This window comes from Rhodococcus sp. OK302 (genome assembly GCF_002245895.1).
In the GTDB taxonomy this organism is placed as follows: Bacteria; Actinomycetota; Actinomycetes; order Mycobacteriales; family Mycobacteriaceae; genus Rhodococcus_F.
This window is the reverse complement of the sequence record NZ_NPJZ01000001.1, coordinates 237,491-257,954: the sequence shown is the minus strand read 5'-3', so window position 1 is coordinate 257,954 and position 20,464 is coordinate 237,491. Positions and strand designations below refer to the sequence as shown.

The following is a 20,464-nucleotide window of genomic DNA, read 5'->3' as shown; positions in this document are numbered from 1 at the left end:
GCACGTGAGATTGATCAGAATCCGACTTTTGCGTGTGCCGAGCCGTCGCTGAGATTTGCTCGATTATCCAAAAATTACAACCAAGTACTGTGCTTTAGCGGCGAGGAGTTGTCATAACCATGCGAATTGATCTCGATGTGAGGGAAGTCGTCAGTGGGGTTGAACAGATGACGGTCGATGCGGCCTTGCCGGAAGCAGCGGCCGCAACCAGTCGACCGATTGAAGAGGAATTTCTCACCCCGAAAGAAGTCGCAGTTCTCTTTCACGTCAACTCCAAGACTGTCGGTCGGTGGGCGAGGACCGGAAAGATTCGATTCACGACCACCATCGGTGGACATCGTCGCTATCGGAGCGCGGAGGTGCATGCCCTTCTTCGTGCGCTCGCGCTTCTGCCTGAGGCGACGGATGCCCCGGCATCTGAAGTTCGCGATTGAACGTGTTGGGCTGCCTACACAAGATTCTTGCTTCCCTTGATCCGACGACGAATATCGCGCATCAGCATCGTATTGCCACCGTGACGAATGAACCTGGGAATGAACCGGTTTGCAAACGAGACGAAGATGAACAGATTCTCGAATCGGCGCCGATCACCTTCGGTCCAGTCGAGTTGGAGTTGACTGCGATAGATCGGCGGAAGAAATCCGATTGTCAGGAAGCGCAGTAGATTTCGGAACGGAAGTCGTAGAGGCCATGCAATCATGCGCAGGTCTATGAGGTCGTTGAGGAACTGTTTTGTCTTCTCGTCCATCACAACTCGTTCGCAGCCGATGTTCCAGTACCGCTCGAAATCTGCGCGCGTCGCCGGCCACATCTCTTCGGTCACCTGAAGGGTGGTCCCCAGCGTTGATGCCGACTGATAGAAGGCTTCGGCCTGTTCTTCGCTCATCTTGCCGTGCAGTAGTTGATGGCTGTCCTCGAATCCAATGAACAGGCAAGCGGCGACCCACATCTGGAGCTCGCGATTGAATGCGTTGTACTGCACCGCGCTGTTTTCGTCGGAATGAACATGACGATGGACGGAGTCCACAGCCTTGCGGTAAGCGATTCGCTCGGCCTCGGTGCCGAGAATGGCAACACTGAGATACTGCGTGGTGGTGCGGGCACGCTTCCAGGGATGGACCATCAAAGCACCCGACTCGACTTTGCTCTCCATCACGCCGTACGCAACTTCGGGCCATCCGAGTTGCTGTACGACGTTGGCAGCAGCGCCTGCGAAGGACCAGAAGTCGAGTGCATCGGTGATGTTTGCGGGGGTCCGGGTCCACCGCTTGCGTTGCGTTGTAATGGTTATGCGCGTCTGATCGGTCGACAGAGATGATTCGGTCTGTGCCGAATCCAGGTACTTCGCGGGCATCGGTCCTCCTGAGTCGGTGGGCTATTTGGTTACGACGTTGTCCACAAGCCACTGGTCATTCGAGCGGACGAGACTGAGGACCATTCGATACTTCTGTGAGTTTCCTTGCGGCGTAGCAATGTTCTTGGCTTCTTGGTCGACGAACACGAGAACTGTTGCCGAATTCGAGTCGACGCTTTCGATACCGACATTTGTTGCTGTTGCGGTCGCCTGCCCCTGACCGCCGGCAACGACGTCTCGAAGCGAGTCCACCATCGTCTTGTAGGTGCCTGCAAAGTCCGCTGTGGACATGGACGCGATCTTGTCCTTGTTGGCGTCCAGATTCTGATAGTCGAAGGAGGACATGATGATCGAGTACTCACGTGCGGTGTCCAGGGCTTCGCTTCGCAATGAGCTTTCGGTGCGAGCCGAGAACATCTGAAACGCCAGGGCCGCTAGTGCTCCGACGAGCGCGATTGCCAGGACTGCGGTGACGAAGGACCGTCGGCGTGGCTTCTCGGCAGTCTCGATGTCGACAATCTCGATCTGTGCAGTATCAACGGGGGCCATTTCCCAGTCCTTCCAACATCATTCTCCAGTAGTTCAGGGCGTCGACACCGGTCGGAATCAGGATCGGATCGGGCACGATCGGCGGTCCGATCGGGGTGCCGGGGATAGTCGAGTTCTGCAATCCCAGATTGTCGGGCCGCGGTGCATTCTGGGCCCCGCGTTGGACCAGATCGTTTCCGGGGGGACAGTACAGTGCGAGATTCGGACTGGTGGGGCTGAGATCACCGACCTCACGCCTCGGGGTGTCGTAATTGCAGACGGGGCCCTGAGTCGCGACCAACGCAAAGTCCGCACGGTCTCCGTTGACGATGGATGCCAGTTTGGCGAGGCCTTCCGGAATGGTCACAAGTCCGGTTTCGAGAGCGTCGGTTCGGTCGGAGATGATCGGGGCCACGGCAACGAGGTTGGCCAAGACTGCGCCAAAGGTGTTGTGGTACTTGTCGAAGAGTTGCTGGGCGCTAGTGAGAGCGGCCGGTGAGTGGTCGGCGAGGTAGATCAGCACCGGAGCGTTGGAATCGAGTTGCTGCGTAAAATTCTTGGCAGCTGACATACCGCGAACAAACGAATCCGATTGCCCGGCCATGGAATCCACCAGCGTGGAGGTGCGTGAGAGTAGCGCTGCCAATTCGGTGGACTGATCGTTCAACTGGGCCGAGAGTGTTCCACCGTTGTCGATCATGGTGCGCAGGCTGGGGCCGAGTCCGTTGAACGACTTACCCAGTTCAGTTCCGATGTCACTGATCGCCTGTGGGTCTATGCCCCCGAGTACGTCCGACGCCTGAAGCATCAACTGACTCATCTGGACTGGTTGCTGATCCGCCGGCATGGCTATCTCGTCGCCGTCTTCGAGATACGGTCCGTGATCTGTCCGAGGATAGATATCGACGTTCTGGATTCCGGCGGCACTTCCCATCGTTACCTTGGCGATGCTGTCGCTGGGTATCTCGGTGTCGCTGCCCAGAGAAAGCTCGATACGAGCTGAACGGGAATTCGGATCGAGCGCGACGGCGCTGACCTTTCCCACCTGCACGCCGCGATACGTGACGCCGGTTCCCTTGGTCAGCCCGAAAGCGTCGGACATGCTGGCGTACAGTCGAATATGATCGCCGAGACCCTGCGGGCCCACCACATAGACGATGCCGAAAGGGATCACCACCATAGCGGTGAGAGCGAACAAGACGAGTTGGACGAGAGCGAGGCGTTTCATCGGATGCCTCCCTGGAGTAGATCAGTGAGAGTTCCGACCGGACCGGTGCTTGCATCGTGCCCCGTGATGCCACCGGTCAGGAGCTTGTCGATGCTTCCCGGAACATCGAGCGCGCCGTCAAAAACCAGATAGTCGCCGCGGACTGCCCGCGTGAAATTCTCGAGCATCCCGTTCATGTTGGCCAGTGTCGTACCGATTTCGGAGTTGAACGAATCCAGTGTTCCCACAAGGGTAGCGGCATCCTGCAACGTACTGTCGAGACCTTGCGGCGACGAACCGAGAATCCGATTGGCATTGGTGGCAAGCTGCGCGGTCGAGTTCAACAGGCTCGAAATCTGGTTCTTCTGTCCCACGAGTATGGAGACAACTTCAGGCACGGAATCCAAGTAATTGTCGATAACCTCGCGTTGCCCGGCCATCTGAGACGAGACCCGTGCAGCGAGGTCGACAGCGTCGTTGAACTCGTCCTGATGGGTACTTGCGGTAGCTGTCAACGAGGTGAGAGTGTCAGTGAGCGAACGCACTTCGGCTGACTTGCCCGAGAATGCGATGTTCAGTTCGCGCACAACGGTATCGAGTTGGTCGATACCGCTGCCGGTGATAACGGTGCCGAGTGTGGCAAGCGCGCTCTCGACCTGCGGTCCAATCTCGGTGCGCGACTCGGGGATAGTCTCACCGTCGCTCAACCTTGCGTCCGAAGGCGCCTTCGGCACTCGAAGTCGAATGAACGGGTTGCCCAGTGCCGAAGGGAGTTCGACCGCGGCCTCGACGTTGTCCGGCAACTGCGTCGCCGTATCCAAACTCAGCGTGACCCGGGCTCCGGCGACATCGGTGGACAGTTCCGACACCCGTCCGATTACCTTCTGCCCGCTCCGGACGTCGGCTCCCAGCACCAGACCGTCGGCACCTGCGAGTTGTACGTCCACGCTGTAGGCCGCGCCGTCGGCGGACCGTCCCAGCGGAAGGTCTTGAATCCCGGCGCTACAGCCGCCGAATGCCATGATCGCTCCGACGCCGGTACCAACGGCGACTACACCGGCCACCCATCGAACCGTAGGTTTCATCACTTGCCACCAACGGCCGAAGCGATGCCCAACGGGTCGGAAGCACTGAGTGGGAAGGAAATCGGATTCGTGAAGCCGGCACCCGTGCAAATCGGTAGCTTGTACGTCTCGCACAGCGGCTTGGCCACAGCGAACTGGGTGAGGGCCGTCGAGACGTTGAGACGAATTCGTCCGCGCCCGTCGGGGCCGATGGTGTTCGAGAGATTCTGCATCATCAATGGCACAAGGTCCATGAACTCGGCGAGGCCGGGTTGTTTGGTGGCCAAGGTGTCACCAAGGATCCGAACATTGTCCGCGATGGAGCCGACGTCGTCGCCGTGGTTGGTCATGAAGGTATTCAGCTGATCGAATACGACCTGCAGATCCTGAAGCGGCTCGGAGATGTCCATGTTCTGGCTCGACCACTGATCGCCCAACTCCCCGAGACCGCTCACCAGTTCATCGAGACTGACTTGCCGTGAATCCAACGCTCCCATCAACGAGTTCAGGTTGTCGACGAGTGCTCCGATGTCTTCGGACCGGGCGCCGACAACTCCGCTGGCGGTACTCAGATTGCGGATCGCGGTGTTGAATTGATCGCCTTGGCCTTTCCATCCGGTCGCACTGCTTGCGACCAGTTCTCCGAGATTGCCGGCATCGGAGCCGAATACACTTGCCAAAGTGCTGACGCTGCCCATCAGTCCGTCGAAATCGATGGGGGCATGAGCGCGCTCGATCGGAATGATCGCGCCGTCCTCCAACGTGGCGCCCCCGGTATAGGCCGGGCCGAGTTCGACATGACGGTCGCTGATCACCGACGGATTGAGCACGTAGGCAGAAGCATTCGACGGCAGTTCGACGGATTTCGGCATGGACATGGCAACTCGAACCGACGTTCCACGAGGTTCCAGCGAAGTAACCGTTCCCACTCCGACACCCAAGACAGTGACCTTGCTGCCCTCGAAAATGCCGCCGACGTAGCTGAAGTCGGCATAGACGGTCTTGGACTGATCGGTGCGTCCGAAGATGTACCAGCCGGGGAGAGCAATCGCGAGAGTCACCACGAGGAACGCAGTGACAGCCTTGTGCGTATTCACTTGCAGCCCTCCATGATGCCCAATGCGCAGAGCAAGTTGTCGGGGATGACCGCTGCCGGCGCATTGACGTCAGTCCAGTTGCCGGTGCCGGTTGCATTGGTAACCGAGCGCAGTGCAGACGGCAGACGCGTCATCAGTAAGTCGATCTGATCTGCGTTGTCCTTCAGTGTTGCGGTGACCTGGACGAGGTTGTCCGTCATGACGCCGAATTCTTCTCCGCGATCGGCAAACGTGGTCGAGAGTGTGGAGATGATCACCGTGAGGTTGTCCACCAGTTGTGTCAGTGCGTCCTTGCGGACGGTGAGCGTGCGGATGATTGTTTGTGCACCGGCGGCGGTGTTGACGATCGAATCGCTCTGTTGCACAGCCATGTCCGACAGGTTGCGGGACATCGTGAGGATCTGGTCGATCTGCTCGCCGTTCTGCGCGAAGGCGGCGGATGCGCCGCTTATTCCGGCGAGGGCCCTACCGACCTGCTCAGGATCGGTCGGAATCACCTGTGCAAGAGTGTTCATCATCGATTCCATCGACTTCAGATCGACGTTTGCTGCTACATCGGTGGCATCGCTGCTGACGTCATCGAGGCTGTAGGGGGCCGTGGTTCGTGAGCGGGGGATGACGTGTCCGTCAGAGGTGTCGATGGCACCGGCCGGAACTATATCGAGGTATCGCTTGCCCAGAACTGTTTTGAGCCGGACCGACGCGGTGGTCTGATTGCCTAGCGGCTGGTCCTTGTCCAGGCGGAAGCTGACAACAACATGGTCACCCGCGAGCTCGATCGAATCGACACGCCCAGCGGGTACACCGGCCACGTAGACGGGATCGGTGTCCGAGAGCCCGCTGGCGTTGGCAAATTCTGCAGTGAATGCGGATGTGCGGACGTGGTACCAGACCTTCGGAAGGCCCAGCGCAGCAGCGAGTCCTACGACAAGTAGGAAGATGCCGAGGCTGCCCAGCGCTAACGCTGTGCTGTTCCCGCTGCGTCGACGGTCGCCTTTCGCCAGGAACATCATGAGCACACCGGCGAATGTGTTGTCCCGAAGATGTTGGCTTCCACGTCTCCTGCTTTCACGGTGAAGTTGCACAGGTACAGGTTGACGAAGCTTCCGTAACTGCCGATGCGATTGGCAGCATCGGCGAACTTGGGGAGATTGGCCACCAGTCGGTTGAACTCGTCGGTACTGGCTATCCAACTGGCCGTGACACTTTCGAGCTGATGGACTGATGTACCGAACGTGTCGTTGGTGTTGGAGATGATCTGGGCCAGCGATGCAACTGTGCTGTTTCCCTGATCGAGGAGCGTCGCAAGTTGATCGTTTTCGCCGACAACAGATGTGCTGAGTTGGCTCAATCCGTCAAGGAGACCGATCAACTCGGGTTGCCGGTTGTCGACGGAAGCCAGCAGTGTGTTCATATTCGTGAGTAATTGAGCGAACACATCCTTGCGTTCCGTCAGTCCGGAACTGAGGGAAGCGATCTGATCGAGCAGTGTCGTCAGCGCTTCGCCCTGCCCGTTGAACGTTTCCACGAAACTGCGTGTCAGACTATTGACCTGGTTGGGTTCCAGTGCAGCGAACAACGGTTTGAATCCGTTCATCAACGCCGTCAGATTGATAGGCGGTGTGGTTTGAGAGAGTGGGATGGTTCCGCCGGGCTCAACGCTCGAACCGGTTCCGGGGTTCTGGGTCAGTGCCAGGTAGCGGGCACCGAGCATGTCTCCGTAGCGAACGGCGGCATGGACGTCCGCTGCCAGGGAGTACTGCGATTCGATTTCGACGTCGACTATGGCCTTGCTGGTTCCCCCGCCGTTGGCGGCAAATTCCACGGCGTCGACGCGCCCGATTCTTACTCCGGACAGTGTGACGGGATTTCCCGGGTTGAGGCCCTCGACATCGGAGAACTCGAACTTATAGGTTTCGGTGCTTCCCCGAACCGGAACTGACAGAGTATTCGCGACGAACGAGGCGCAGGCAAGCCCGGCAGTGCAATAGACGGCCAGGCGAACCACCTGGGAAGGTTGGACTTTCACGGGACGGTCACCTCACTACCTCTGACCAGGGGCCCGAGCATCAACGTGGTGGCCACATTGGGGGAGGTCGACGGACCGGGTGTTCGGCCGAGAAGTTGATCCTCGAGGTAACCGAGCGCGGATGCTTCGTCGCGGCCGCCGACCACGGAGGGATTGGCCGACGCAAGGGAAGCTTCCTGGTTGGAGCCGAAACATTGTGCGCCCCGCTCATTTCCGTACTGCGGGCAATCTTCGGCGGTGTAGGGCAGTGGATCCGCGAACGTGGGAACGGCGGTGATGTTGAACTTTCCGGTCGAGAAGACGCGGGCACCGGCGGCGCCGAAGGTTCCGGCATTGGCGAGAGTGGAACGGAGGCCGTCAGGATTGGCTGCCGTCGTCGCGAGAATCTTTCCGGCACTGTCTATTACCGTGATGATGTTTCGGTTGTTCTCCGCCACGAAGTTGTTGACCGTTGCGGCGAAAACCGTCGACGCACCGATAGATGTTTCGAGGCTGGTCTTGTTTGCCACCATGGCATTCGAAACCGACGTTGCCGACGCCAAGGTATCGAGGATGTCGGGCGTGGCGCGATTCAGCGCATCGACGACGGACTTGAATTCCGGTGTCGAATCGAGGAATTGTTGCGCGGCGGGCGTCAGAACAACTGATGCCGCACTGAGATCGTCGATCATCGCGGCGATCTTCTCGCCCTTGCCGTCCAGTGCTTGGCTGAGTGCAGTGAGGGCAGTGTGCAGCTTCTCGGGTTGCATCGCAGTGAGTAGTCCGACCAGCTTGGTGTACACGTCGTACAGCGCAACAGCTTCGGGGCCACTGTCCAGGAGTATCTGGTCACCACTTGTCAGCGTTGCAGTCCCGGAAGGGTTCGGGCTGTCGACCAACTGGATGTAGATGTCTCCGAAAAACGTCCGGGGGACCACCCGTGCAATGACGTCGGCAGGGATCTCCGATGCGTTTGCTTCATCGATCTGCAACTGTACTGCTGATTCAGTTGTACCGGACTGTATTTCACCGATCCTGCCGATGTTTACCCCGTGATATCTCACGGGTGCTTCGCCGCTGATCAGTCCGGCAGTCGAGGGAACGGCGACAAAGACGTCGGTGGTCTGCTCGAGGGTGCCGGAGCCGCGTAGAACCATGGTGACGGACGCAGCGATTGCGATAGCGATTGCGAGCGCGCCACGGAGCGCGTAGACGCGCTTGTTTCTGGTCGTGAGATTGTCCATGCCGTCAGACCCCCATTCCCGGTATTTCGGGAACGAGCCCCCAGAGGCCGAAAGTCATCAGTACGTCCAGTATTCCGATCGCAAGGATTGCGGTACGGAGTGCACGGCCGGCTGCTTGTCCGACTCCCGCCGGTCCGCCGGAGGCGTAGAACCCGTAGGCGCAGTGAACCAGGGCGACAACGGCAGCGAACACAATTGCCTTCAGCCCCGAATACAGGAGATCCTGCGGAGAGATCGCGAGATGGAAGAAGTAGTCGTAGGTGCCGGCGGATGCGCCGTTGAAGAAGACCACCACCAACCGGGTGGAGAGGTAGCTCGCCAACAGTCCGATCATGTAGATCGGGATGACGCAGATCATCGCGGCAATCACGCGGGTGCCGGCAAGGAAGGGAATGGATCGGATGGCCATGGAATCCAGTGCGTCGATCTCGTCCGAAATACGCATGGCACCGATTTGTGCGGTGAATCCGGTTCCGACCTTGGCGGCCAGGGCAATTGCGACGACGACCGGCGCCAACTCGCGGGTATTGGCAACTGCCGACAGCATTCCCGACAGCGATGTCATTCCGACAAGTTCGAGTCCGCGGTGGGTCTCGACGCCGAGCATCATGGCCGCGGCCAGGGACATGGCGAAGACAATTCCGATGGTGCCGCCGCCGGACAGCAGCGAATTGGTGCCGAAGCTGACCTCGCTGATCTGACCGAGTACGTGCTTGCGGTATTTGGTGAGGGCAAAAGGAATTGAGGCGATAGTCCGCACGTAGAACGTGACATGTTGACCGAGCGAAACGAGATTGTCGCCGATATTGCGGATCGGTCGGGCAGCTCGGTGTGCACGAATCCGAAAATCGACGAGGGACATCAGAATTCACCCACAGCCGGAACAATGACCGTGTAGAGCGCGGACAACACTGTATTGGCGATGAAGACCAGCGCAAATGCCATGACAACTGCCTCATTGACCGCGTCGGCCACCCCGCGGGGCCCACCCTTGGCGTGCAGACCCTTGAACGTAGCGACCAACGTCGATGTCAGACCGAAGATCGAGGCCTTGACGAGAGCCATGAGGAAGTCGGACAACCGTCCGTACTGACTGAACGTGGCCATGAATGTGCCGGCCGGTAGGTGCTGGACGTAAATATGGTAGAGGTAGCAGGCGATTACGCCGCCGAATGTCACCATCGAACACAATGCGAGGGAAACGATCACTGCAGCAACCAATCGGGGTGCCACCAGGCGCTCGACCACGTCGATGCCCATTACTTCCATTGCATCGATTTCTTCGCGGATCTTCCGGGAACCGAGGTCTGTGCAGATTGCGGAACCCGCAACGCCGGCCATCATCAACGCACAGACCAGGGCGGCTGCCTGACCGACGATGATGAATGCGACAACGGCGCCGGAGTATCCGCCGGCGCCGATCCGACCGGCGAGTTCGCCGACCGATACGGCAATGAAGACGCCGATCGGGATCATCAGGAGCAATGACGGACCGGTGCTGACTCGGCCGATGAACAATGTCTGAGTGATTGTCTCGTGCACCGAGAGTCGCCGGCGTGCAATGGCAGTGAACAAGCCGAACAGTGCCTGAACCGAGAATCCGATCAGGTAGCCACCCTGTAACGCGACGTCCTTGACCGGGCCTTTCGACGCGGGGAGCTCGTACGTCATCTATGGATTCCTTTGCAGGTCAACGTTGTTCAGCGTAGGCATGAGCTGTCCGGAAGATGTCGGTGGAGCTAACTGCGAGTGAAGCATCTCACACATATATGTATGCGGCAAGCATTATGTGAACGGAAATTCTGATTTCTGACGAACAGCGTGTTCAACGAACCTTGGGCCGACAGTCGTTCAGAGCGCTGTCTATCTGCGAAAATAACGCGCAAGTGATGTGAGCTGGTGGAAAACCTGTGCGCTGATTCCCATTTATGCTTAGGCTGATTCTCACAGGCGGTTACGCATCGGAGAATGGGGCAGACGGTGGACCAGGGCGTGTCATCGATCTCGTCGCCCGTGGGCGTCAGTGCTCAACCTCAGCAGGCGGTAGTCCGGAGGCGGCCGAAGGATCGTCGCGAACATATTGCGGCAGCTGCTGCCATCGCGTTCAGCGAGCGTGGGTATCACGCAGTGAGCGTGGACGATATCGCGTCGTCAGTCGGGATCTCAGGTTCCGCCCTGTATCGACACTTCCCGAACAAGTACGCGCTGTTTTTGCATTCGGCGCTGGCACTAGCCGAGTCGCTGAACGTTGCTCTCGATTCAGTGGAGGTCAGCCCGATTGCAACCGATCACGATCGGTTGCGAGCCGATCTGTTGGCCGTGATCAGAGCGACGATTCGGAATCGGCGCACCGCTGGAATCTATCGGTGGGAAAGCCGGTACCTGGGCGCCGACGATCGAGCTGTCATCCGCGATCAGACGAGGGAGGCCAACCGCCGGGTCGGGGCGCATCTTTCGGCTACCGAGGTTGGTATTACTCTGCAGGACAAGAAGATTGTGGTTGCGGCCATGTTCAGTGCAATCGGCAGTATTACAGCGCACAATCGGGCACTGTCTCAGCGAGGAATCGAGAAGATCCTTCTCGATTCGTGTCTCTCGATCGATCGTGTCATTCTCGGTTCGGCAGTGGGACTGCCGGATCTGTTGTCATCACCACAGCTGCCGACAACCAATAAGCGGGAACTCCTCATGCAGGAAGCTGTGAGGCTCTTCAATTCTCGGGGATATCACGACGTCAGTATCGAAGATATTGCTGTCGCAGCCGGGTTCAATGCGTCGGGAATGTATCGATTTTTTCCCAGCAAAGCCGACCTCCTGGCCGCGGTGTTCTACCGGGCAGCCGACCGCCTGGACCTGGCGACGGCAGCAGTGCTGGCTTCCGTGCAGTCGGCTGGAGAAGTTCTCGACGCACTGTCCTCGATGTACGTGAATCTCTCGTTCGCGCAGCATGATTTGATGTCTGTCTACTTCTCGGAGATGAACAATTTGTTGCCCGCCCACCGTAGTGATCTGCGGAACCGGCAAAAGCTGTACGTCGCTCAGTGGGCGGGCTTGTTGTGTGAAGTCAGATCCGAATTATCAATGGTGGAAGCCGAATTCGTTGTTCATGCGGCTCTGAACGTAGTCCCGGATGTGGGACGAATTCTCGGGTTCGGTCCCGAACCTGAGGGCATGGGTAAGGTTCAACAACTGATGACGGCCGTTCTCTTCGGATTCCATTCGCCTTCCGTTGTCCTGCAGTGATATTAGCGCGCACCTAGCCGCGCAGAGCACTGCTGCGCGAACAGTAGGATGCATCGCTATCGCCCAGGTGCGTCTGGCTATCGATGGCATGCTGCCCTTCACTTTCTTACTTCGAGGGTTCTCGGCCGATCTTCAGGGATCGGCCGAGAAGCGTTGTCGGCGTGGGTAGTTAGACCGTCATCTGGAAACCGGCTCCTTCGACTGCATCTTTGATCGAGTTCGCATCGATGGGGTCGCTGCTGTCGATGGTGACCCGGCCGCTGGCCAGATCGACGTCGACGGAGATGACGCCGGCGATACCGCCGACAGCTTTTCGGACCGAGGCGGCGCAGGGGCCGCAGGTCATTCCGGAGACGGTGACGGTTGAGGTGCTCATGGAGTTCTCATTTCGTAGTTGCGAGTGTCGGGTTGCGTACGAAGTGTCGAACGCATTGCAATTTGTACCATACCCCCCTATGGTATCCAATGAAGGAGCGAAATCGCCCTGGCCCCGGCAGGGGAGACCGGATGTCCACGCATGGCGGGCGCCGGTCAATGAGATATGAAACCTGCTTTATAGCAAGATATTTCGCGTCCATCAGGACGTGTGACGGAGTGGCCGCACTACGTAGTCGCCACCGATCATCTCGCATGACCTCTACCCCGTACAGGTAAGGAACAGACAACATGTCCACACCGGCACAATCCACGAGAAAGTGGTGGGCGTTGGCGTTGATCGCCGCCGCTCAGTTCATGGTCATCATGGACACCTCCATCATCGGTGTCGCTCTTCCTCAAATGCAGAGCGATCTCGGCTTCTCCCAAGAGAACCTGACGTGGGTGTTCAATGCTTACGTCATCGCATTCGGTGGGCTGCTCCTGCTCGGTGGGCGCCTTTCCGATTTGTTCGGCGCACGCCGGGTGTTCTCCACCGGTTGGATAGTTTTGCTGGCCGGTTCCGTCGTTGCCGGTGCCGCCGGTAATGTCGCCGTTGAACTTGCCGGCCGCGCAGTCCAAGGGGCCGGCGCTGCACTGATCGCGCCGTCGGCACTCACCTTGCTGATGATGCTGTTCGGCAGCACGCAAAAAGAGATGACCAAAGCACTGTCCATCTATGGTGCCGCAGCCCCGGCCGGCGGTACCGCTGGCGTGTTCCTCGGCGGCGTTATCACCGAATGCGCCAGCTGGCCTTGGGTTTTCTATCTCAACATCCCCATCGCGATCATCGCATTGATCGCCACTCCCTTCCTGATGCCGAACGCACCGGCGCGCACAGGATCGATCGACTTCCTCGGCGCCATTGCGGTCACTGCAGGCCTCGCAATCGGAGTCTTCGGCATAGTTCGAGCACCGGACGTCGGCTGGGGATCCACGCAGACGTGGCTTACGCTCGCCGTCGCAGCGGCGCTGCTGGCGTCGTTTGTGTTGATTCAGTCCAAGCGTCGGGAACCACTGGTACGGCTCGGAATCTTCAAGGCCCCCAACCTTGCCGCCGCAAACATCGCGCAGCTGGTCCTCGGTGCAGCCTGGATTCCGATGTGGTTCTTCCTGAACCTGTACCTGCAGCAAGTGCTCGGATACAGTGCCTTCCCTGCCGGTGCGGCACTCCTGCCGATGACAATATTTGTCATGCTCGGCATGATCGTTGTCGCGCCCCGGGCCATGCAACGGTTCGGTGCCAAGACAATGATCGTGGCAGGTTTGCTGGTACTCGGAATCGGTTTGGGGTGGATGTCGTTGATCCGGCCGACCGGCAACTTCTGGGTTGATGTGCTGCCGGCGTCGCTCGTGGCAGCAGCGGGCATGACGCTGGCGTTCATTCCCTCACTGGGAACGGCGATTTCGGCGGCGCGCCCGGAAGAGGGCGGATTGGCGTCCGGCATAGTCAATGTGAGCTACCAGGTTGGCTCGGCCGTCGGACTGGCCGTGATGACGGCGATCGCAGCGGTGTTCGGCGCTGATCAGCTCGGTGACCTTACAGAGTTGACCAACGGGTTCTCTGCAGTCTTCCTCGGTGCGGCTGTCATCGCAGTGGTCGGCGCCGGTATCACTGCGGTATCGATGCGGACGAGGAAGGTAGTGGAACAACCAGTCGTCACTGCTTGACGCACGAGGGCTGAGCCGTCAACGCACTGAGTGCGCCTCTCCAGTAGGAGAAGCGCACTCAGTGTTTCCAAAAGAATCGATCAGCGAAGTGCAGTAAGCGCGTCGATACGCTTGGCTGCATCTTCCATGATGCTTTCGATCAGTTCCTTGCAGCTGGGCAGGTCGTTGATCATGCCGACAACCTGGCCCGAAGCGAGCACGCCGGCTTCGGTATTGCCTTCCACCAGACCGGCTTTGAGCAACATCGGAGTGTTGGCAGCCATGATGATCTGCATGACGGTGCGGTCGCCGGAACGCTTCATTGCGAGGCCGTCCTTAGCGAGGGTCGACCACTTCATGCCGGTCATCGCCTTGAACTTCATGGCGTTCTTGCCTGCAGCGACCAGGCCACGTGCGTAGCTGGAACCTTCGAGGCTGTTCACCAGTTCGGTGTTGAGCACGCGGTGCGGCATGCCGTCGACCTTGCGCGAGACGGTTGTATCCGTCAGACCGCGCTTGAGGTATTCCTGCTTGACGGAATCCGGTACCGAGGAATCGCTGGTGAGCAGGAAGCGAGTGCCCATTGCGACGCCGGCAGCGCCGTACGCGAGTGCCGCAGCGAGTCCGCGACCGTCGAAGAAGCCACCACCGGCGATAACCGGGATGTCAACGGCGTCGAGAACCGAGGGGAGCAGCAGAGTGGTTGCCACACCGCCGGTGTGACCGCCACCTTCGCCGCCCTGGACGACGACAGCGTCCGCGCCCCAGGAAGCGACCTTGACCGCATGCTTCGCAGCACCGATCGAGGGAACGACGACAATGCCGTTGTCCTTGAGCCTGGAAATCAGATCCTTCTTGGGAGCCAAGGCAAATGATGCAACCTTGACGCCTTCGCGGATCAGAAGGTCGATGCGCTCTTTTGCGTCCGTGGCGTCGGCGCGCATGTTGACGCCGAACGGCTTGTCCGTGAGAACCTTCGTCTTCTTGATTGCGTTCTCGAGCTCGTCGTACGTCATCGTTGCCGAAGCGAGGATGCCGAGACCGCCGGCGTTAGCCGTCGCCGAGGTGAGGGCGGGACCGGAAACCCAGCCCATGCCCGTCTGCACGATCGGGTAGTCGACGCCGACCAGTTCGGTCAGGGCAGTCTTGATCTTGGGGGTCATGCCGAGACCTCACGGTCACGCAGGTTACGCGGATCGAGGGTCTCGCGAATGAGGTGAATTTCCTCGACGGTGGGCTCACGGGTGACGCCGGCCTCGGCGAGTCCGGCAACCTCGAACGACGTGTTCTCGGCAACCTCTTCAGCCGTGACGCCGGGGTGAAGGGTCAACGCGCGGAACGTGTTTCCCGGTCCGCCGAAGTCGAAGACGCCCAGGTTGGTGACAACGCGGGGGATGTTGAGGTACTTGTATGCCGGGTTCTCGGGATCGATCTGGTCGTAGCCGACACCGCACACCACGTCGACCTTGTCCACGAACACTCGCTTGGAGTGCTTGGGGACGAAGTAGCTGGTGGCGTGGTTGATCGTGTTACCCGGAGCGCCGCGCACACCGAACATCTGACGCGACGGCTGCTGAAGCGGGCCGAAAGCGGAGAGGTTCTGGTTGCCGTGGCGATCGAGCTGGTTGGCGCCCATGACAACGTGGCGACGACCGGAAGCAACCACGTCGAACACCTTGCGGAAAGGCATCCATCCTTCGATCGGGCCCTTCGCTCCGACGCCCGGGGTGTCCTCGAAAATGAGGGCTTCACCGTCGGTGATCAGAAGGTCAGGTTCGGTGGTCAACCGAGCCAGGCGAGCACCGATGGTCGACGACGTCGACATCGGGCTGGCCATGATTTCGCCTGCACCGGAAAAGATTTCGGCGCATGCGATGACGACGTACTCTGCGCGGGTGACGGTTGATTCACTCATGACGCCTGCTCCTCTGCGAACTTCTTCACTGCTGCCTGGTAGTCCTCTTCGCTGCCGGAGAGGAAGGTATCGACAAATGCCTGCCACGACTCGGGGGTCTTGGCTGCCTCGGCGTAGTGGCGCTGGAACTTCTCGTCGCGGCCGTAGCTTTCGCCGGCCAGCGTGAAGTGAGCACCGTTGGGTGCCTCGACGACGCCGTCGACCATCATGCGGTTGAGCAGAAGGTTCTGCAGCGGAACGGTTTTGACCAGTTCCTCGGTCTCGACGATCTTCTCGACGGAGACGTAACGCTTCTCTGCTGCCATGCAGTACAGGTCGTCGAAGTACGGGTCGACGCCGTTGTAGGCGGCATTGCCGTGCTTGTCGCCGAGGTTGAGGTGAACGAACGATGCGTCGAGGTTGAGCGCGGGCATCGCGATCAGCGTCTCGGAGCGGCCGTCGGCCTCGGGGTACGGGGAGGTGACAGTCTTGAGCTCGTCGCCCCAGAAATTGCGGACGTCGGATCCCAGACCTGCACGGATCGGCAGGAAGGGGAGACGGGCAGCGGCGGCTTCGAGGCCGCACTTAACCATGCCCTCGTCCATTTCGCGGGATTCGATCTCACCATTGGTGCGAGCCTTGGCGAACCACGGATCGTAGAACGGAGCGGAGTCCAGGGACACGAAGCCGTAGTACGCCTTCTTGACCTTGCCGGCTGAGCACAGCAGGCCGAGGTCCGGTCCGCCGTACGTGACGACGGTCAGGTCCTTGATGTCCGAACGCAGGATTGCGCGCACGAAAGCCATCGGCTTACGGCGAGATCCCCAGCCGCCCAATCCGATTGTCATTCCACTACGGAGCTCGCCGACAACCTCGTCGAGCGACATTGTCTTGTCACGCTTGCTAGCCATGATGTCTCAGCCTTCCTTCTGGGTTGCGTTCTCACGCGGCTTGCCGGTTGCGACGAACTCGTCGCGATGCTCGTCGGATACACCGAGCAGGTTGAGCTCGAAGGTGTAGCCCTGCTCGAGGCGGTAGCTGCTCTTGACGTCGACGGGGTCGATGCCGTTGATGGCTTCCTTGGCGCAACGGATGATGCGCGTGTCCTTGGCAGCGATCTTGGCTGCGATCTCGCGGGCACAGTCGTCGAGCTTCTCGCGCGGGACCACGTCGTAGACCGAGCCGAACTGCTTGAGTGTGTGGGCGTCGACGCTCTGAGCCGTGTAGTACAGCGCGCGCATCATGTGCTGCGGTACCAGGCGAGCGAGGTGGGTGGCTGCGCCGAGTGCGCCGCGGTCGACCTCGGGGAGAGAGAAGATCGCGTCGTCGGAAGCGACGATGACGTCAGCGTTGCCGACCAGGCCGATGCCGCCGCCGACGCAGAAGCCGTTGACTGCCACGACGACCGGAACAGCGCAGTCGTAGACCGCGGCAAATGCAGCAGCGCAACCGCGGTTGGCGGCAACAAGTGCGTCGTAACCGTCGGTGGCCTGCATCTCCTTGATGTCGACGCCGGCGTTGAATCCGCGGCCTTCGGCACGCAGGATCACGACGTGGGTGTTGAGGTCCTTGCCCGCGTCGAGGATCGCGTCGGCCAGGTCGAACCATCCCTGCGAGGGGATTGCGTTGACCGGCGCGTAGTCGATGGTGACCGTGGTGATGCCGGTTCCGTCGGAGGAGGTGCTGATGCCCATATCGGGTTTCCTTACGTCTGTGTACCAAACCAAGCGATTGCTTGGTAAGTTAGCACACAAGCGGAGCCGACAAGCCCGAGCAGAGTGCAATAGGAGATAAAAATGAGTGGATTGGTCGACGGACGCGTAGTCATCATCACCGGGGCAGGCCGTGGTATCGGACGCGCACACGCACTGGCATTTGCTGCCGAGGGCGCCAAGGTAGTGGTCAACGACATCGGTGCCGGTGCCGACGGCTCCGCAACCGGTGAAAGCCCCGCCGAGCAGGTAGTTGCCGAGATCATCGCAGCCGGCGGCGAAGCTGTCGTCAACGGCGACGACGTCGCAGACTGGGCCGGCGCCGAGAACCTCATCAAGACCGCCATCGACAACTTCGGTCGCCTCGACGTGCTGGTCAACAACGCAGGCTTCCTGCGTGACCGCATGCTCGTCGGCATGAGCGAAGCCGAATGGGACGCCGTCACCCGCGTGCACCTCAAGGGCCACTTCGCGCCCCTGCGCCACGCTGCTGCTTACTGGCGCGCCCAGGCCAAGGCCGGCAACGTCATCGACGCACGCATCATCAACACCAGCTCGGGCGCAGGCCTGCAGGGCTCCATCGGCCAGGGCAACTACGCCGCCGCCAAGGCCGGCATCGCCGAGATGACCATCCAGGCAGCAGCCGAGTTCAAGAACTACGGCGTCAGCGTCAACGCGATCGCACCCTCGGCGCGCACCCGCATGACGGTCGGTGCCGGCGGCGCAATGGCCGAGGCAATGGCAGCTCCGGAAGAGGGCTTCGACGCCATGGCTCCCGAGAACGTCTCACCGCTCGTCGTGTGGCTCAGTAGCGCCGAGTCCAAGGACGTCACGGGTCGCGTCTTCGAGATCGAGGGCGGAAAGATCACCGTCGCCGAAGGATGGCGTCACGGACCGAGCGAAGACAAGGGCGATCGCTGGGATCCGAAGGAAATCGGACCCGTCATCGCTTCGCTGCTGGAGAAGGCCGAGACCCCGACGCCGGTGTACGGAGCGTAAATACCCACTGATTCTGAAGGATTTCGCTCGCTCAGCGAACGAAATCCTTCAGAATTGGGTCACCAGATCTTTACGCGCTTTTCCGGCTCCAAATACAGTGCATCGCCCGGCTTGACGTCGAACTCCTCGTGGAAGATGTCGAGGTTGCGGACTACGCCGTTGCAGCGGAATTCCGGCGGTGAATGCGGATCGACGGCGAGCCGACGCAAAGCCTCGGCTTCACGAGCCTTTGTCCGCCACACCTGAGCCCACCCGAAGAACACGCGCTGCAAACCGGTGAGGCCGTCGATGACGGGCGGTTCGGTGCCTTCGGTTGCAATCTTGTACGCCGCGATTGCAATGGAGAGCCCACCCAGATCGCCGATGTTCTCACCGATCGTGAACTCGCCGTTGACGGTGTGGCCCGGCAGTTCCTTGGGCTCGAACTCGTTGTACTGCTCGATCAAAGCCTTTGTGCGCTTGCCGAATTCGGTGCGATCATCGTCGGTCCACCAGTCGACCATGTTGCCGTCGCCGTCGTACTTGGCGCCCTGGTCATCGAAACCGTGCCCGATCTCGTGGCCGATGACCGCACCGATTCCGCCGTAGTTGGCGGCGTCGTCAGCGGCTGCGTCGAAGAACGGGGGCTGCAAAATCGCTGCGGGGAAAACGATTTCGTTCATTCCCGGGTTGTAGTACGCGTTGACCGTCTGGGGGGTCATGAACCACTCGTCGCGGTCGACGGGACCACCCAACTTGGCGAGGTCGCGATCGTATTCCGCGGCGTATCCGGCGCGGTAGTTTCCGACGACGTCGGTCGCTGAAATCTCCAGGCCGGAGTAGTCGCGCCACTTGTCGGGGTAGCCGATCTTGGGAGTGAACTTGTCGAGCTTGGCCAGTGCGGCCTTGCGGGTATCGGGGCTCATCCACTCGAGGTCGGAGATGTTGCGGCGGTAGGCTTCCTGGAGATTGCCGACCAACTCCAGCATCCGAACTTTGGCTTCGGCCGGGAAGTGGCGCTCCACGTAGATCTTGCCGACGGCCTCGCCGAGCAAGTCCTGGACCATGCCGACTCCGCGCTTCCAACGCTCACGGTTCTCTTCGGTACCGGAGAGCGTGGTGCCGTAGAACGCGAAGTTCTCATCCACCAGTGACGAATGCAAGTACGGGGCGCGTGAATGGATGACTTTCCAGGCAGCCCAGGCCTTCCAGTCGTCGAGTTCCTCCGACGCCCACAGTGCCGTGAAGTTGTGCAGGAAATCGGGCTGGCGAACAACGATCTCCGCGAACTTCTCGGAAGTCGTTCCCAGTCCGGACAGCCAAGCAGCCCAATCCAATCCGGGATTCTGCTCGGTCAGTTCCTCGAAGCCCATCAAGTTGTAACTCAGCTCGGCGTCACGACGCTTCACCACATCCCAGTGCCCCCCCGCGATCTTCTTCTCGAGATCGAACACACGCTGCGCTTCGTATCCGAGGCCGGCAAGGTTGAACATCTTCTCGACATGCGCGACAAACTTTTCGCGGATCTCGGCGTAGTTGTCTTCGCGGTAGTACGACTCATCCGGCAGGCTGATGCCCGCCTGACTGAAGTGAATGAGATAGCGCTCGGAGTTCTTGGCATCGGTGTCGACGTAGTGAGAGATAGCCCCGCCCACACCGGTCCTCTGATGGCGTCCGATCACCGTAGCGAGGGACGAGCGATCCGGAGCGTCCGCGATGGCGTCCAGTTCATCGTCGATCGGGGCGAGACCGGCAGCTTCGATCGCGTCGGCATCCATGAAACTGGAGTACAGGTCGCCGATGCGCTGCGCATCGGTTCCGGCCTCCGGTGAAGACTGCGAGGCCTCCGTGATGATGGTCTGAACGTCTTCCTCAGCCTTGTCGTACAGCGTGCGGAAGGCGCCGTCGACGGCGCGGTCCGCCGGAATCTCGTATTCGGCGAGCCATTTCCCGTTTACATGGACGAACAGATCGTCTTGCGCGCGGGTGTCGCTGTCGAGGTGGGTGAGGTCGATGCCTGAGCGATGAGCCGTGGTCATTTCTCCATCCTTACACGATCATCACATTCCGC

At 60.0% G+C, this 20,464-nt stretch carries 20 protein-coding genes; 4 read left to right on the top strand and 16 right to left on the bottom strand.

Annotated features, from left to right (window positions below; translation table 11 throughout):
- The first annotated feature begins 119 nt into the window (after positions 1-119).
- A complete protein-coding gene (locus BDB13_RS01210; protein WP_441347169.1) occupies positions 120-434 on the top strand; it encodes a BldC family transcriptional regulator in 315 nt (104 codons plus the stop codon).
- A gap of 14 nt (positions 435-448) precedes the next feature.
- Here the strand turns inward: BDB13_RS01210 and BDB13_RS01205 are convergent, their stop codons facing one another.
- The 10 genes from BDB13_RS01205 to BDB13_RS01160 are packed head-to-tail and all read right to left on the bottom strand — an operon-like array spanning position 449 to position 10,173.
- Positions 449-1,354 (bottom strand): oxygenase MpaB family protein, encoded by a 906-nt coding sequence (locus BDB13_RS01205; RefSeq protein WP_094270043.1) that lies wholly within the window; start codon positions 1,352-1,354, stop codon positions 449-451.
- A gap of 21 nt (positions 1,355-1,375) precedes the next feature.
- The gene (locus tag BDB13_RS01200; RefSeq protein WP_094270042.1) at positions 1,376-1,903 is read right to left on the bottom strand and encodes a mce associated protein mas1a; all 528 of its coding nucleotides are present in this window, start codon (positions 1,901-1,903) and stop codon (positions 1,376-1,378) included.
- Positions 1,890-3,110 carry an MlaD family protein gene (locus tag BDB13_RS01195; RefSeq protein WP_094270041.1) on the bottom strand — a complete coding sequence of 407 codons (1,221 nt, stop codon included), beginning with the start codon at positions 3,108-3,110 and terminating at the stop codon, positions 1,890-1,892. Before BDB13_RS01195 ends, BDB13_RS01200 begins: the two co-directional genes overlap by 14 nt.
- Positions 3,107-4,153: an MCE family protein gene (locus BDB13_RS01190; RefSeq protein ID WP_254922659.1), complete on the bottom strand. Its 1,047-nt coding sequence runs from the start codon at positions 4,151-4,153 to the stop codon at positions 3,107-3,109. The genes BDB13_RS01195 and BDB13_RS01190 overlap by 4 nt, the downstream gene beginning before the upstream one ends.
- A 20-nt stretch (positions 4,154-4,173) precedes the next feature.
- Positions 4,174-5,250: an MCE family protein gene (locus tag BDB13_RS01185; protein ID WP_094270039.1), complete on the bottom strand. Its 1,077-nt coding sequence runs from the start codon at positions 5,248-5,250 to the stop codon at positions 4,174-4,176.
- Positions 5,247-6,263, bottom strand: a complete 1,017-nt coding sequence (locus BDB13_RS01180; RefSeq protein WP_094270038.1) for an MCE family protein — start codon at positions 6,261-6,263, stop codon at positions 5,247-5,249. The genes BDB13_RS01185 and BDB13_RS01180 overlap by 4 nt, the downstream gene beginning before the upstream one ends.
- Positions 6,260-7,279 (bottom strand): MCE family protein, encoded by a 1,020-nt coding sequence (locus tag BDB13_RS01175; protein ID WP_094270037.1) that lies wholly within the window; start codon positions 7,277-7,279, stop codon positions 6,260-6,262. Before BDB13_RS01175 ends, BDB13_RS01180 begins: the two co-directional genes overlap by 4 nt.
- Positions 7,276-8,502 carry an MCE family protein gene (locus BDB13_RS01170; RefSeq protein ID WP_094270036.1) on the bottom strand — a complete coding sequence of 409 codons (1,227 nt, stop codon included), beginning with the start codon at positions 8,500-8,502 and terminating at the stop codon, positions 7,276-7,278. The genes BDB13_RS01175 and BDB13_RS01170 overlap by 4 nt, the downstream gene beginning before the upstream one ends.
- 4 nt (positions 8,503-8,506) lie before the next feature.
- Positions 8,507-9,364: an MlaE family ABC transporter permease gene (locus BDB13_RS01165; RefSeq protein WP_094270035.1), complete on the bottom strand. Its 858-nt coding sequence runs from the start codon at positions 9,362-9,364 to the stop codon at positions 8,507-8,509.
- The gene (locus tag BDB13_RS01160; protein WP_094270034.1) at positions 9,364-10,173 is read right to left on the bottom strand and encodes an MlaE family ABC transporter permease; all 810 of its coding nucleotides are present in this window, start codon (positions 10,171-10,173) and stop codon (positions 9,364-9,366) included. The genes BDB13_RS01165 and BDB13_RS01160 overlap by 1 nt, the downstream gene beginning before the upstream one ends.
- A 297-nt stretch (positions 10,174-10,470) precedes the next feature.
- Between BDB13_RS01160 and BDB13_RS01155 the strand changes: the two genes are divergently transcribed.
- Complete coding sequence (locus BDB13_RS01155) at positions 10,471-11,745, top strand: TetR/AcrR family transcriptional regulator (RefSeq protein ID WP_094270033.1); 1,275 nt, start codon at positions 10,471-10,473, stop codon at positions 11,743-11,745.
- A gap of 169 nt (positions 11,746-11,914) precedes the next feature.
- On the opposite strand, the gene BDB13_RS01150 is transcribed toward BDB13_RS01155, so the two are convergent.
- Positions 11,915-12,121 (bottom strand): heavy-metal-associated domain-containing protein, encoded by a 207-nt coding sequence (locus BDB13_RS01150; protein WP_094270032.1) that lies wholly within the window; start codon positions 12,119-12,121, stop codon positions 11,915-11,917.
- Between the two features lie 290 nt (positions 12,122-12,411).
- On the opposite strand from BDB13_RS01150, the gene BDB13_RS01145 reads away from it, so the two are divergent.
- Positions 12,412-13,830, top strand: coding sequence for an MFS transporter (locus BDB13_RS01145; RefSeq protein WP_094270031.1), 1,419 nt, complete (start codon positions 12,412-12,414; stop codon positions 13,828-13,830).
- An 80-nt stretch (positions 13,831-13,910) separates the two neighbouring features.
- On the opposite strand, the gene BDB13_RS01140 is transcribed toward BDB13_RS01145, so the two are convergent.
- Genes BDB13_RS01140 through echA20 form a run of 4 tightly spaced genes read right to left on the bottom strand, consistent with a single transcriptional unit; the run spans position 13,911 to position 17,397 of the window.
- Entirely contained in the window at positions 13,911-14,972 is a 1,062-nt protein-coding gene (locus tag BDB13_RS01140) for an NAD(P)H-dependent flavin oxidoreductase (RefSeq protein WP_094270030.1), read from the bottom strand.
- Positions 14,969-15,724, bottom strand: coding sequence for a CoA-transferase subunit beta (locus BDB13_RS01135; protein ID WP_094270029.1), 756 nt, complete (start codon positions 15,722-15,724; stop codon positions 14,969-14,971). Before BDB13_RS01135 ends, BDB13_RS01140 begins: the two co-directional genes overlap by 4 nt.
- Positions 15,721-16,614, bottom strand: coding sequence for a cholesterol ring-cleaving hydrolase subunit IpdA (gene ipdA, locus BDB13_RS01130; protein WP_094270028.1), 894 nt, complete (start codon positions 16,612-16,614; stop codon positions 15,721-15,723). Before ipdA ends, BDB13_RS01135 begins: the two co-directional genes overlap by 4 nt.
- A 6-nt stretch (positions 16,615-16,620) precedes the next feature.
- Positions 16,621-17,397: a (7aS)-7a-methyl-1,5-dioxo-2,3,5,6,7,7a-hexahydro-1H-indene-carboxyl-CoA hydrolase gene (echA20, locus tag BDB13_RS01125; RefSeq protein ID WP_094270027.1), complete on the bottom strand. Its 777-nt coding sequence runs from the start codon at positions 17,395-17,397 to the stop codon at positions 16,621-16,623.
- A 102-nt stretch (positions 17,398-17,499) separates the two neighbouring features.
- Here echA20 and BDB13_RS01120 point away from each other — a divergent pair, with 102 nt between their 5' ends.
- Positions 17,500-18,414, top strand: a complete 915-nt coding sequence (locus BDB13_RS01120; protein ID WP_094270026.1) for an SDR family oxidoreductase — start codon at positions 17,500-17,502, stop codon at positions 18,412-18,414.
- 59 nt (positions 18,415-18,473) lie between these two features.
- Here BDB13_RS01120 and BDB13_RS01115 read toward each other — a convergent pair whose 3' ends face one another.
- The gene (locus BDB13_RS01115) at positions 18,474-20,432 is read right to left on the bottom strand and encodes a M13 family metallopeptidase (protein WP_094270025.1); all 1,959 of its coding nucleotides are present in this window, start codon (positions 20,430-20,432) and stop codon (positions 18,474-18,476) included.
- Positions 20,433-20,464: the final 32 nt, after the last annotated feature.

Excerpts from the sequence above, each read along its gene's own strand:
- BDB13_RS01210 (WP_441347169.1), top strand. The coding sequence starts at position 120 with ATGCGAATTGATCTCGATGTGAGGGAAGTCGTCAGTGGGGTTGAACAG.
- BDB13_RS01205 (WP_094270043.1), bottom strand. The coding sequence starts at position 1,354 with ATGCCCGCGAAGTACCTGGATTCGGCACAGACCGAATCATCTCTGTCG.
- BDB13_RS01200 (WP_094270042.1), bottom strand. The coding sequence starts at position 1,903 with ATGGCCCCCGTTGATACTGCACAGATCGAGATTGTCGACATCGAGACT.
- BDB13_RS01195 (WP_094270041.1), bottom strand. The coding sequence starts at position 3,110 with ATGAAACGCCTCGCTCTCGTCCAACTCGTCTTGTTCGCTCTCACCGCT.
- BDB13_RS01180 (WP_094270038.1), bottom strand. The coding sequence starts at position 6,263 with ATGATGTTCCTGGCGAAAGGCGACCGTCGACGCAGCGGGAACAGCACA.
- BDB13_RS01170 (WP_094270036.1), bottom strand. The coding sequence starts at position 8,502 with ATGGACAATCTCACGACCAGAAACAAGCGCGTCTACGCGCTCCGTGGC.
- BDB13_RS01165 (WP_094270035.1), bottom strand. The coding sequence starts at position 9,364 with ATGTCCCTCGTCGATTTTCGGATTCGTGCACACCGAGCTGCCCGACCG.
- BDB13_RS01160 (WP_094270034.1), bottom strand. The coding sequence starts at position 10,173 with ATGACGTACGAGCTCCCCGCGTCGAAAGGCCCGGTCAAGGACGTCGCG.
- BDB13_RS01155 (WP_094270033.1), top strand. The coding sequence starts at position 10,471 with ATGGGGCAGACGGTGGACCAGGGCGTGTCATCGATCTCGTCGCCCGTG.
- BDB13_RS01150 (WP_094270032.1), bottom strand. The coding sequence starts at position 12,121 with ATGAGCACCTCAACCGTCACCGTCTCCGGAATGACCTGCGGCCCCTGC.
- BDB13_RS01145 (WP_094270031.1), top strand. The coding sequence starts at position 12,412 with ATGTCCACACCGGCACAATCCACGAGAAAGTGGTGGGCGTTGGCGTTG.
- BDB13_RS01140 (WP_094270030.1), bottom strand. The coding sequence starts at position 14,972 with ATGACCCCCAAGATCAAGACTGCCCTGACCGAACTGGTCGGCGTCGAC.
- BDB13_RS01135 (WP_094270029.1), bottom strand. The coding sequence starts at position 15,724 with ATGAGTGAATCAACCGTCACCCGCGCAGAGTACGTCGTCATCGCATGC.
- ipdA (WP_094270028.1), bottom strand. The coding sequence starts at position 16,614 with ATGGCTAGCAAGCGTGACAAGACAATGTCGCTCGACGAGGTTGTCGGC.
- echA20 (WP_094270027.1), bottom strand. The coding sequence starts at position 17,397 with ATGGGCATCAGCACCTCCTCCGACGGAACCGGCATCACCACGGTCACC.
- BDB13_RS01120 (WP_094270026.1), top strand. The coding sequence starts at position 17,500 with ATGAGTGGATTGGTCGACGGACGCGTAGTCATCATCACCGGGGCAGGC.
- BDB13_RS01115 (WP_094270025.1), bottom strand. The coding sequence starts at position 20,432 with ATGACCACGGCTCATCGCTCAGGCATCGACCTCACCCACCTCGACAGC.